This is a genomic window from Ideonella sp. P3_A4 (assembly GCF_056403075.1).
This window is the reverse complement of sequence record NZ_JBFUGE010000162.1, coordinates 1-11,844: the sequence shown is the minus strand read 5'-3', so window position 1 is coordinate 11,844 and position 11,844 is coordinate 1. Positions and strand designations below refer to the sequence as shown.

Annotated in this window: 9 protein-coding genes; 6 read left to right on the top strand and 3 right to left on the bottom strand. The window is 65.6% G+C overall.

Features of this window, described 5'->3' with window-relative positions; translation table 11 throughout:
- Both AC1DYI_RS15745 and AC1DYI_RS15740 read left to right on the top strand, forming a co-directional pair.
- A partial coding sequence (locus AC1DYI_RS15745; protein WP_477205071.1) for a neprosin family prolyl endopeptidase occupies positions 1–805 on the top strand: 805 nt, incomplete at its 5' end.
- Between the two features lie 189 nt (positions 806–994).
- Positions 995–2,383 carry a neprosin family prolyl endopeptidase gene (locus AC1DYI_RS15740; RefSeq protein WP_477205070.1) on the top strand — a complete coding sequence of 463 codons (1,389 nt, stop codon included), beginning with the start codon at positions 995–997 and terminating at the stop codon, positions 2,381–2,383.
- Positions 2,384–2,481: 98 nt separating this feature from the next.
- Here the strand turns inward: AC1DYI_RS15740 and AC1DYI_RS15735 are convergent, their stop codons facing one another.
- Both AC1DYI_RS15735 and AC1DYI_RS15730 read right to left on the bottom strand, forming a co-directional pair.
- On the bottom strand, positions 2,482–4,059 hold the full coding sequence (locus AC1DYI_RS15735) for a dipeptidase (RefSeq protein ID WP_477205069.1): 1,578 nt from the start codon (positions 4,057–4,059) through the stop codon (positions 2,482–2,484).
- A 46-nt stretch (positions 4,060–4,105) separates the two neighbouring features.
- Positions 4,106–5,578, bottom strand: coding sequence for an FGGY family carbohydrate kinase (locus tag AC1DYI_RS15730; RefSeq protein WP_477205068.1), 1,473 nt, complete (start codon positions 5,576–5,578; stop codon positions 4,106–4,108).
- 182 nt (positions 5,579–5,760) lie between these two features.
- Here AC1DYI_RS15730 and AC1DYI_RS15725 point away from each other — a divergent pair, with 182 nt between their 5' ends.
- The gene (locus tag AC1DYI_RS15725; RefSeq protein WP_477205067.1) at positions 5,761–6,684 is read left to right on the top strand and encodes a LysR substrate-binding domain-containing protein; all 924 of its coding nucleotides are present in this window, start codon (positions 5,761–5,763) and stop codon (positions 6,682–6,684) included.
- A gap of 54 nt (positions 6,685–6,738) precedes the next feature.
- On the opposite strand, the gene AC1DYI_RS15720 is transcribed toward AC1DYI_RS15725, so the two are convergent.
- A complete protein-coding gene (locus AC1DYI_RS15720; protein ID WP_477205066.1) occupies positions 6,739–7,479 on the bottom strand; it encodes a GntR family transcriptional regulator in 741 nt (246 codons plus the stop codon).
- Positions 7,480–7,547: 68 nt separating this feature from the next.
- Between AC1DYI_RS15720 and bioB the strand changes: the two genes are divergently transcribed.
- The 3 genes from bioB to AC1DYI_RS15705 form a co-directional block, all read left to right on the top strand.
- Positions 7,548–8,564: a biotin synthase BioB gene (bioB, locus tag AC1DYI_RS15715; RefSeq protein ID WP_477205065.1), complete on the top strand. Its 1,017-nt coding sequence runs from the start codon at positions 7,548–7,550 to the stop codon at positions 8,562–8,564.
- Positions 8,565–9,032 carry a GNAT family N-acetyltransferase gene (locus tag AC1DYI_RS15710; RefSeq protein ID WP_477205064.1) on the top strand — a complete coding sequence of 156 codons (468 nt, stop codon included), beginning with the start codon at positions 8,565–8,567 and terminating at the stop codon, positions 9,030–9,032.
- A 316-nt stretch (positions 9,033–9,348) separates the two neighbouring features.
- On the top strand, positions 9,349–11,844 hold a 2,496-nt coding region (locus AC1DYI_RS15705; protein WP_477205063.1), incomplete at its 3' end, for a hypothetical protein.

The following is an 11,844-nucleotide window of genomic DNA, read 5'->3' as shown; positions in this document are numbered from 1 at the left end:
GCCCGGCAGTGGTGGCCTGCCGAACGATGAAGGTGCGCACCCCGAGGCGATCGTCCACGAATACGCCCACGCCTATGGCTGGGCCAGCAACTTCGGCGCCGAGTCTTACTTCAACGTGTGGAAGGCAGCCACCGAGCTCGCCACCGAGTTCTCGCTGTCGCAGCTGTGGATCACCGACGGCAAGGGCCAGGAGACCGTCGAAGCCGGCTGGCAGGTCTACCGCCAGCGCCACCCGACCTCGTACCCTTCAGACCCGCACCTGTTCATCTACTCGACACAGGACGGCTACAACAACACCGGCTGCTACGACCTCGATTGCGCCGACTTCGTGCAGACCAACAGCAGCGTGGTCATCGGCGGGCGCCTGTCGAACCAGAGCCAGGTCAACGGCTCGCAGTACACCACCCGCATCATGGTGCACAAGGACGGCGTCAACGGCCACTGGTGGATCGCCGTCAACGGCGTGTACGCCGGCTACTACCCACGCAACCTGTACGACAGCGCCGGGATCATCAACCAGGCGGCCAACATCGACTTCGGCGGCGAGATCATCAACTCGTGGCCCAGCGGTCGCCACACCGGCACCGACATGGGCAGCGGCTACAAGCCTTCGTCGGGCTTCGGCTACGCGGCCTACCAGCGCTCGATCCGCTACATCAACACGAGCAACGTCTTCAGCAAGCCCAGCCTGACGGCCTCGCGCACCAAGGCCGCCTGCTACGACATCAGCACGCCGGCGTTCGACAGCGGCAGCTGGCAGACCTTCTTCTACTTCGGTGGCGGGGGCTACGGCGCGGGTTGCTGACCCCTGTGGCGGCCACCTTTGGCCGCCGCCAGATCGGCGCCCTGCCCCCTAGCTCAAGGCGTCGATCTCCCCCATTCGGGTGGTCCGGCCGTGTCCGGTCTTTTCGTGTGGCTCCGTATTTATGAGGGAGGCCGCTGACTGTTTGTTGGCGGCTCTCGGAACCTCACATTCATTCAGGGAGCCTTTTACATGAACACCCCGTATTCCCACGCACTGCCGCGCCGTCTGCTGCTGGCTGGCTTGATCGCCGCCGCCTTGCCGATGGTGGCCCAGGCCGCCACCCCGACGCTGGCCGACTCGCTGGCGCAAATGGACGCCGAACAGATCGGCAACTTCATCGGCCGGCCCGGCGCCCGTGTGCGTGACAACGCCCAGTTCGAACGCATGAAGACCTACCTGCGCTCGCACTACCAGGGCGTGGTCGCCAACCACCACTTCGAAATGTCGCCGGGTGAGGTGTTCGACTGCGTCGACGCACTGACGCAGCCTGGCGCACGCCGCCATGGCTTGACCGCCGCCAACTGGGTCAGCAAGCCCAGCATGCGGCCAACTGAGTCGATGGACGAAGCGAGTGACGCCGACCAGGAACGGGGCGCGCAGGAACGCCACCAGCGCGACCCTGGCATCTTCTTGTCGCCGGCGCGCGGCGAGGTTGATGCCGAAGGCCAAGCCAAGAGCTGCGCCAAGGGCACGATCCCGATGAAGCGCCTGACGCTGCCCAAGCTGGCGGCCTTCGAGACGCTCGAGCACTTCCGCCACAAGCGCGGCCGGCCCGGCACCAGCGGCCTGCCGGGGCAGCAAGGCGGCGACATGCAGGTCCAGGCCAGCGTGCACGAATACGCCCATGCCTACGATTACGTGAGCAACTGGGGCGCGGAGTCGACGCTGAATATCTGGAAGTCGTTCGTCGAGCTGGGTTCGGAGTTCTCGCTGTCGCAGATCTGGGTCACCGGCGGCAGCCCCGTCGAGACCATCGAGGCCGGTTGGCAGGTCTACCCGAACCGGCAGTCATCGCACGAGTACGACGCGCACCTGTTCATCTACTCGACCCAGGACGGCTACGCCAACACCGGCTGCTACGACCTGACCTGCGACGACTTCGTCCAGACCAACAGCGATGTCGCCATCGGCGGCTACTACACCAACCACAGCCAGGTCAACGGCACGCAGTACGCCCAGAAGATCCTGATCTACAAGGACGGCACGCTGGGCCACTGGTGGATCAAAGTAGGCGACGTCTACGCCGGCTACTACCCGCGCACGCTGTACGACACCAGCGGCATCCGCAACCAGGCGGCCAAGGCCGACTTCGGCGGCGAGATCGTCAACAGCTGGCCCGGCGGTCGCCATACCAAGACCGACATGGGCAGCGGCTACAAGCCGGCGTCCGGCTCGGGCTATGCGGCCTACCAACGCACCATCCGCTATGTCAACACCAGCAATTACTACGCCACGCCGAGCCTGACCGAGTCGCGCACGAAGTCGGCCTGCTACGACATCGACGTCGGCACCAGCACCGGCACGTGGAAGACCTACTTCTACTTCGGCGGCGAGGGCTACGGCACCGGTTGCCCCTGAGCCTCTTTTCGGGCCGATGCAGATCGGCCCGATCGCGTCCCCGGCAGACGGGCCTCTTGCGGCCCGGTTGCCGGGGACGCTGCGCTATACGAACAGCTCTACACCCACCGGTTGTTGGTCAGCTTCACCAGCATCTGCTCGCGAATCTGCCGGTACAGCAGCGGCAGCTCACCCATCACCGAATGCACGAACGCCGTCGCGGCATCGGCGCGGCGCTGCTTGTCCGGCTCTTCGGCCAACTCCTGGTCCAGACGGGTCCAACGCTCCAGCAGCCGAGCTTCGAAGGGCTCGCGCAGGCTTTGCAGAAGGGGCAACGCAGTCTGGAATTCGAGCCGCATCAGGTTGTCGACAAAGTCGACGCACCAGCGTGCCGAGGCTTCGCTGAACTGCTCCGGGTCATGCGTGCTGAAGCTCTCGTGCACGCTGGCCGTGGCGAGCGGAATCGGCACCCAGGTGCTCACCAGCGGGTTGTCGAGCGCGACCCAGTAGACGCCGGCGATGTCGTCCGGGCGGTCGCGGCGCAGCTGGCAGATCGACGTGTAGTGGCCGAAGTGGCGCGCCACCGGCCGCCTTGGCGTGAGCTTCAGCAGGCGCCGCAGCTCAGGGCCCGGGAACGGCGTGGCCAGCGGGCTCTTGCCCAACTGGCCCTTCTCGTCCATCACGTACCAGACCGGCTGCTCGGTCGTGTCGTACACCGTGCCCTCGAGCGCCGAGCGGTGAAACGCGATCAGGTCCTCGCGCGCCAATCGCCTCTCCGGCTTGACCGACATCGGGTAGATGTCCAGCGACTCCACCTCCTGGCCGTAGGCGTCGATCGTGCGCCAGTTCTGTCCGCTCTCCAGACGACGCTGCGGCCACACACGAAGGTTCGGGGCTATGTCGCTGTAGAAGGCCCACAGCCGCCCGGTGGCCCACTCGCGCGGAAGGGGGCAATAGGTTTCGCGCCAGTTGAAGCGCAGTCCATCGCCGGGCCGAGCCCACCCGCGGGCTTCGGCAAAGCTGCGCAGGTGCGAGCAGGTCAGCACGTTGTCGTGATCGTCAACGTCGATCTCGGCCAGCACGCCCCAGTTGGCGGCGACCAGCACATGGTCATCGGGGATGCGGCGAGCCGCCCAGATCGCACCCGGCTCACCACTGCCCTGCTTCCAGCCGCGCCCCACGCCGACGACCTCGAAGACCCACAGCTCGAGGGGATCGGCGGCCACCAGCAACTCGCTGCCGTCGCCGCAACTGCTCAAGAAGCCGTGGCGCTCCATCAACTCGCCGACCAAGGCCACTGCTTCGCGCGCACGCCGGCAGCGCTGCAGCGCAAAGACCATCGCCTGCTCGATGGTCATGATCTGCTCGCCTTCGCCGCGGGGGCACTGCAACTCCGGCCGCTGGCTGGTCGTGCTTTCGGCCAGCGCCAGCTGGTGCTCGTTGATGTGCGAGTAGGCCGAGTGGAAGTAGGCGTTGGTGTGGGCGACTTGTTCGATGTGGCCGATCACCTCGCCGTGGTCTTGCAAGTCCGCACTGCGGATCTCTTGCAGGCCCCAATGCACCGCGGCGAGCGCGCCTGGCTCATGGTCCTGCGCGGGCACCTTGCGAATCCGCGAGTCCGGCCCGGTGTCGGAATGGGACAGCCAAGTCGAGCCGTCGGCGCTGGCCTGCGGGCCAACGGCAATGACAGTACACATGCTGGATCGGTCTCGTCGTGGGAAAGACGGTGATGCTAGTCGCCGCTCAAAGCCCCAGGCTGCCGACTTCGGTGTGAACCATCTCCGGCGCCGTGCCGGTGTCGACGTCGATGCCAGGTTCCACGCGCTCCAGGGTCGCGATCGGCGCGTCGAAGCTGGCGCCTTGCGACTGCGCAGCCAGCATGGCAGCGCCCAGCGCGCCCGCGTCGTCGTCGCTGCACCGATCCACGGCCTGCCCCAACGCCGAAGCCAGCAGTTGCACGAGCCGTCTGTGCTGCGAACCCTCCCCCAGCACCAGGACGCCGTCGGGCGGGCACAGACGCCGTGCCTGCAGCGCCGACAGGTGGCACGCGTGTTGCTCGATCACGGTATCCACCACCGCACGCGCCAGATGCGAGCGCCCGTGGTGGCGAGTCAGGCCGAGAAAGCCCGCCTCGAGAGGGCCCAGCTTGGTGCCCGGCGGATCGGCACCACCATCGAGCAAGGAGGCGAATCGCAAACCCGCCGAATCGGGCGGGGCCGACATGGCCATCTCGACGATGCTGGCGGCGCTCGGCAGCTGCAGCAGATGCGCCAGCCAATCGAGGTTGACCATCGACGAGGGGCTGTTCTGCATGTAGAGCTGCAGATCGGCCTGGCGTGCCAGACCCGAAGGCACGATGGCGGCGACATCGGGCTTCGGCTCGCGCGCCGGCGCGACCATCGCGTTCACGCCACCGGCGCCGAACACCGCCACCTGATGGCCATGCCGCACGGCGCCGCACGCAGTCAAGGCGGCCCACAGGTCGATCGTGCCCGTGGCCACCGGCACCCCCACGGGCAAGCCACACTCCGCGGCCTGCATCGGGCGCAAGCGGCCGATCGTCGTGCCGCCGGGCACCAGCGCCGGCAGCGCGCGTTCGCCGAGTTCGCTCAACGCGGCCATCTCCAAGGCCAAGGCAGACCAACGCCCAGTCGCCAGCGACAGCAGCCCCGCGGCGCCCGCGGCGCTGGCATCGGTGGCCATCTCGCCGCAGAGCAGGTAGGCCACGTAGTCTTTGGCAAAGAGCAGATGGCGAAGCTCGGTGAGATCCAGGTCACCGGCAGACATCAGCTCGGCGGCGATCACCGCCGGCTGCCCCGCCCACGGCCTGCAGCCCACTTCGTTGAACAGCAGCTCGCCATAGCGCGCCGCCTGCGTTTTGGCCCGCTGGGCGGCGCGTTGGTCCGCCGGGGCCACGGCTCGCCCTCTGAGGAGCCAGCCCTTGGCGTCGAGCGCATACAGGCCCGCACCATGGCCCGTGCAGCCAATGGCGCGCACCCTGCCCGCACGCGGGCCGAGCTGCCGTGATACAGCCTGCAGCGCGAACGTCAACAGGTGGCGGATGGCCACCCCGGTCAGCTCGCACGCACCGTCCGGCCGGTTCTGGTACGGCAACGCCTCGCAGGCCGAGGCGAGCGTCGCACCCGAGCCAGACTCCAAGGCCACCGCCTTGAGCCCGGTGCCACCCAGGTCAATGCCAATGAAGATGTCCGACACGACGCGCTACAGCCCGTAGGGCTCCACGGGTGAGCGACCCAAGAGGTGAACCGGAGGTGTCGACATGACGATCCGCTAGGATTCAAACGTTTCCATCGACGCGCATTTCACTGCCGCGCGGCCGGCGGCGACAAGCGACGAATATTTGCGTCATCCATTAGCCCAGCTCATCAGCGGCGGACATGCGGCGCCATCTGCATCACCTCAACAGCCTGCGCTTCTTTGAAGTCGCCGCGCGTCGACTGTCGTTCACCGAGGCCGCCGCCGAGTTGTGCGTGACGCAGGCGGCCGTCAGTCACCAGGTGCGTGCCCTTGAGCAGGCCCTGGGCCAGCCGCTGTTCGAACGGAGCCAACGGCAGGTGCGCCTGCTGCCGGCCGGCGAACGCCTGCTCGCTGAGCTGAGCGGCAGCTTCGGCCGCATCGATGCCCTGCTCGACCAACTCAAGCATGGCCAGACACCGACAAGCAGCCTGCGGCTGGCTGTCACGCCCACCTTCTCGAGCCGCTGGCTGATCCCCCGGCTGCCGCGATTCCGCGAGCGCCACCCCGACATCGAGCTGCACCTGCACCACGACACGAGTTCCAACCTGCGAGCCAAAGGGCAGCTCGAAGCGGCCGTGTTGTGGTCGCGCGGGCGCCCGGGTGGCCCGCGCATGATGGCGCAGCCCTTGTTCGGCACGGCGCTCAGCCCGGTGTGCGCCCCTGGCCTGATCCGCGCGGATCAGCCGCTGGACAGCCCGGACGCGGTGCGCCACTACCCGCTGCTGCACGAAGACAGCTTTGCCGACTGGGAGCGCTGGGTCGATCGCGCCGGCATCCCCGACCTGCCGGTGCGCAGAGGCCAGTTGATCGACGACAGCAATGCCCTGCTGCAAGCCGCTGCCGCCGGCCACGGCCTGGCCCTCGGGCACCTGGCCCTGATCGGCGAGGACCTTCGCAGCGGCCAATTGCTGCAGCCCTTCGCACTCAGCATCCCGGCTCGCGGCGCCTACTGGCTCGTCTGCAGCCCGCAAATGGCGGACCAGCCCTCTTGGCATGCCCTGCGTGATTTCCTGCGGGAAGAACTCGGCGACACGGGTGACGCCACCGAGGCGAGCGCGCCCTGATTCCTGCAGACGCCGAGGCCCACCTCGGAACGCAGGCGCCTTATCGATCTGGCCCTATGGCCCGGCGCTTTGATCCGCCGATTCGATCGTCGGGAAGCCGACCCGCTCCATCGTCCCGATGTGGCGGTTCAGCAGGCTCGTCGCCCGGTCTGCATCGCCGGCCTTCAGGGCGTCGATGATCAGCTGGTGGTCGTGGTTCGAGCGCGGCCGCCAGCCTTTCGTCCGCCCGGCGGCGAAGACGACGCGCGAGTTCGCCAGCTGCAGGTGGTCGAGCATCTGCAGCAAGCGCGGCATGCGGCATGGCGCCACCAGCGCGCGATGGAATTCGCGATTGGCCGCGTCCCAGGCTTCGAGCGAATCCGCACCGTTGCATTGAAGCTGCGCGGCCTCCAGTGCCGCGATGTCTTGCTCGGTCATCTGCGTCGCCGCGCTTCTTAGCGCCAGACCTTCGAGCGCCGTGCGGATCTCCACCGTCTCCCGTATAGACGCCAGGTCCAGTGGCGCGACGCGCACACCGCGCCGCGGCAGCATGACCACCAGCCCTTGGGCTTGCAGCCGCTGGAACGCTTCGCGCACCGGCACATGGCTGGAGTCGAACTCCTGCGCGACCTGGTCCTGCCGCAGCGCGCTGTCCGCCGCGATCTCACCGCAAACGATGCGGTCTCGCAAAGCAAGCGCTATGTGTTCCGCGGTGCTGGCGCGCGGCTTTCTGGGCAGTCCCATTTGTAGATTATCTAGCTCGATCGAACAGCTAACTTCATTGATCAGGAGCATAGACTCGATCACACTGTTCACGCAGTTGAACGCCGCGCCAAGTTATCTATTCTTTTCGGGCGCGTGCTTTCAAACCTCAGGAGATCGAATTGACATCGACCGACCGCACGGTGCTGCACGCACCGACCTCCATTCCGACATCAGCACCATCACCGAAGCGCTGGAGTGCGGCTGAGATCGCGGCTCTGTTCGAACAGCCGTTGATGGACTTGCTGCACCAGGCGCAGCAGGTGCACCGCCAGCACTTCGACGCGAACGAGATCCAGGTCTCTGCGCTGCTGTCGATCAAGACCGGCGGCTGCGCCGAGGACTGCGGCTACTGCTCCCAGTCCAGCCATCACGCCACCACGGTCAAGGCGACGAAGCTGATGTCGGTGCCCGAGGTGGTGGAGGCTGCGCAGGCCGCCAAAGACAACGGCGCGACGCGCTTCTGCATGGGCGCCGCTTGGCGCAGCCCGAAAGACCGCGACATGCCACGCCTGGCCGAGATGGTGAGCGAAGTGCGTGCACTGGGCATGGAGACCTGCATCACGCTCGGCATGCTGAACGCCGCTCAGGCACAAGAGCTCAAGCAAGCCGGGCTGGACTACTACAACCACAACCTGGACACCTCACGCGATTTTTACCCGCGCATCATCAACACCCACAGCTACGACGACAGGCTCGACACGATCGGCCACGTTCGCGAGGCCGGCATCCGCCTCTGCTGTGGCGGCATCCTCGGCATGGGCGAGAGCCGCGCTCAGCGCGTGGCCCTGATCGAGCAACTGGCCGGGCTGGACCCGGCGCCCGAGTCGGTGCCGATCAACCAGCTGATCCCGATCGAAGGCACACCGCTCGAAGCAGCCGAGCCGCTGGACCCTTTCGAGTTCGTGCGCACCGTCGCGGTCGCGCGGATCACGATGCCCACTTCACGCGTGCGCCTGTCGGCCGGCCGCGAGAAGATGGACGACGCGCTGCAAGCCCTGTGCTTCATGGCCGGCGCCAACTCCATCTTCTGCGGCAGCCGCCTGCTGACAGCCGGCAACCCCGACACCGAACGAGACCGTCAACTGTTCAGCCGGCTCGGCCTGCGTGCGCAGACGCTCGCCACGTCAGAGGCCTGAATGCGCATCGACTATCTGGCAGATCATCCGGACTGGATGCACACAGTCGCCGCCTGGCAGCACGAAGCCTTCGGCCATCTCACGCCGAGCAAGACCGTGCAGGACCGACTGCTCACGCTACAGACCACGACGCAGCGCGACGCGCTTCCGCTGTGCCTGGTGGCGCACTCAAGCGACGGCAGCCTGTGGGGCTGCGCCAGTGTGGTTGGACGCACGCTCACGCACGACCACCTCGGCCCATGGCTCTCGGCCGTCTACGTTGCGCCAGCCCACCGCGGCCGAGGCATCGCTTCGGCCCTGGCCGAGCGCGCCACCGCCGAGTGCGCGCGGCTCGGCTCTCCAGAGCTGTTCCTCTTCACGCCGCACAACGAAGCGCTCTACCGCCGCCTGGGCTGGCTGGCCTTTGATCGCGCGCTGATTCATGACACCCCGGCGGTGGTCATGAAGCGCCGGGTCCAGTGGCGTTGACTCCGTCCTCCACCGCGGTATCTCCGGCTGTCAACGACCGCTTCAGACCGAGCGCCCCTGGCGGTCTGAGCGGCCGAACCGACTTCGCGACCTAGACCAGTCATACTTTGCGGCTGGATGCCGGATACTTGGACAGCAAGCATCTCAGTCGGCCGGTGCAATGCGTCCTAACTGGCCGCCGATCATCGAAGGCGCATGGCCACGAGTTCGTGACGCCGTCTGCCGCAACCCAAGGGATGGCGCCATGACTCCGCCGCCAGATGTCGCTCCAGCAGCCAGAGCGAACGCTTCTGGAGGTAGCGCAGCGGCCGGCGGAATGAACTTCCAGGCCCGCGTGACCACCATTGCCGCGGTACATCTGCTTGGCCGACGGCCGTTGGGCTGGCTGAAGGAACTCGAACTCGACACACCGAGCGAAGTCTGGTGCGAAACGAATGGACCGGGTGACGACGTTCGGCTGGTCCTGACGAGTGGCTTGGTGGTCGAAGCGCAAGCCAAGAAGGGTCTCAGGCGTGGGACAGACTTGTGGAGCGCGCTACAGGCGCTTGCGAGTGGGATCAATGACCAATCAATCGCCTACGGCGTGTTGATTGTCGACAACGGCACCAGCGACTCAATTCGCTCTGACTTGGCGCTAGGTATCCGGCGCTTGGGGGACGGCCGCACTGACGGTCTCGACGACATCACCAGCGAATTCAAACGCAGGCTGGAGGAATCTGGTCTGCCGATGCAACCCACTTGCCGCAGGCTTCGAATCGTCGTCCTGCATTGCGCTGATCACGACGACGCGTCGGAAACTGCTGCAAAGTCGGAACTTGCTCGGTTGTGCGCGGCCGAACACGATGTCGTAGCTGCATGGCAAGCGCTACAAACCTCCGCACACGGGCTCATTCAGCGCAGAGGTCGGTGGACCGCAGAGTCCGTGATTGGCGTACTACGCTCGGCAAGTATCGATCTCATCCCCACGCCACCCGATGTTTCGTCCGCCGCTCCTGCAGGTTTGGCATGGCATCGGATTGGCGAGGTTTCGCCGCATCGAGGTTTGGTGTTGGCCTTTAGGCAGCACTACCTCACGTCAGGACAAGCGGCGGCGCCGCCGTTCGGCGGCCGGGATGATGAATACGACCGGCTTGATGCTTGGCTGTCGGACTCCGCCGCACCCAACCGAATGTTGATCTCTGGCCCCACCGCTCGCGGCAAGAGCGCGCTGCTTGTGCACTGGACCGAGCGCTTGGCGTCGGATGCGACATGGTCCGTCGTCTATGTGCCGATCAGCCTTCGCTTCAATACCGACCGGCCAGCGGTGTTCTATGCCGTACTCGCGACTCAGCTGGCCAATGTGCTCAATCGCAAGCTTGTCCCACCGGCTATGGACCCCGAGAGCTACTACCAAGGGAACTCGGCCGACCTACTGCACACAGTGGCCAACCAAACTAGCCATATTCTGGTCGTCGTCGACGGACTCGACGAAGCACAGGGTACTGGATTCAATCCAGCAGTCTTTCCGTCTGCTCTGCCACCCAATGTCAAGATCCTTGTGAGTGCCCGGCAGCAAGCCGGCGACACAGGACCGGTCGGCTGGCTCGCTAGGCTTGACTGGCAAGGCGTCGGCCAAGCCACAGCAGAAGACCTTGCACTGCTCGGACGCAAGGCAGTGACGCCGATCCTCGAAAGCGTCGGGATCTCCGGCGCCGCCTTGACTGATGCCTTGATTGATCGCCTCGTTGTGCTGACTGCAGGTGAGCCTTTGTTGCTAGCGCTGTACGCGGACGATCTGCGGGCCGCGGTGGTCGGCGGCGCGCATGTTCTCGTCGACGCGCTGGAGGGAATGTCGCCTGGGTTCGCGGCATACTTTTCGCGTGCGTTCAATGCTCAACAATGGGCTTGGGCGCAAAGCGATCCCGACAGCATCGATATGACCTTGGCCGTTCTTGCAGCGGCCTTGGGGCCTATTCAGGGCTCGCACTTGACTGACTTGGTTTGTGATCTTCGCAACATTGCCAGACCTGCCTCGTCGGACCGATTCATCAGACCGCTGGCCCGATTTGTCGCTGGTGACGGAAGTGCTGATCGTGGCTACGTGCTGAACCACCCCAAGCTGGGTGAGTACCTGCGAGAGGAACGTTTCGATTCGACAACACTGCAGTCTGTGCAGCGTGCCTTCGTAGCCTGGGGGCGTCGCATGACGCGTGCGTTGGTCGCCGACCCAAGCACTCTGGCACCAGGTTACGTTCTACGGCACCACGTGGATCATCTGCGCCAGCTGTCAGACGCCACACTGGACGATGTCGAACTCGTTCTGAGTGACGGCTGGAGGTTGGCTTGGTCTCGCCTCGATACGGATCTCATTGGCTATGCCGGCTCGCTAACCGCCATGTTGGCAGCGATGCAACCCAGCGGCACCTACGCAGGCCAAGCAAGCAGGGCCTTGCGGCTAAGGATCAGAATTGCCTTGTGCGTCAGCAGCGTGAAATCACAAGGAACCACCATCCCGAGTGAGTTGTTGGCCATGGGGCTTGGTGAAGGACTGATCACGCTCCGCCAGGCGATCAACGTTGCCGAGCTCCAATCGCCCGATAACCGCCTCGGCTACCTCGCGGGCATAGCTCCCAACCTGCCGACGGAAGAGCGACTGCAGTTGGCGACGGAAATCAGTCACGTGACCGACACTGGCAACCGTACAGGCCTTCTCGCTCAACTAGTGCCGGTACTTCCTCAATCACAACGAAGCCAAGCCATCGACAGCATTTTGGGTTGGCTTGAGGTAGCAGCAAACCCTCTGCAGCGAATCAGCACATTCGCTGCACTCGCA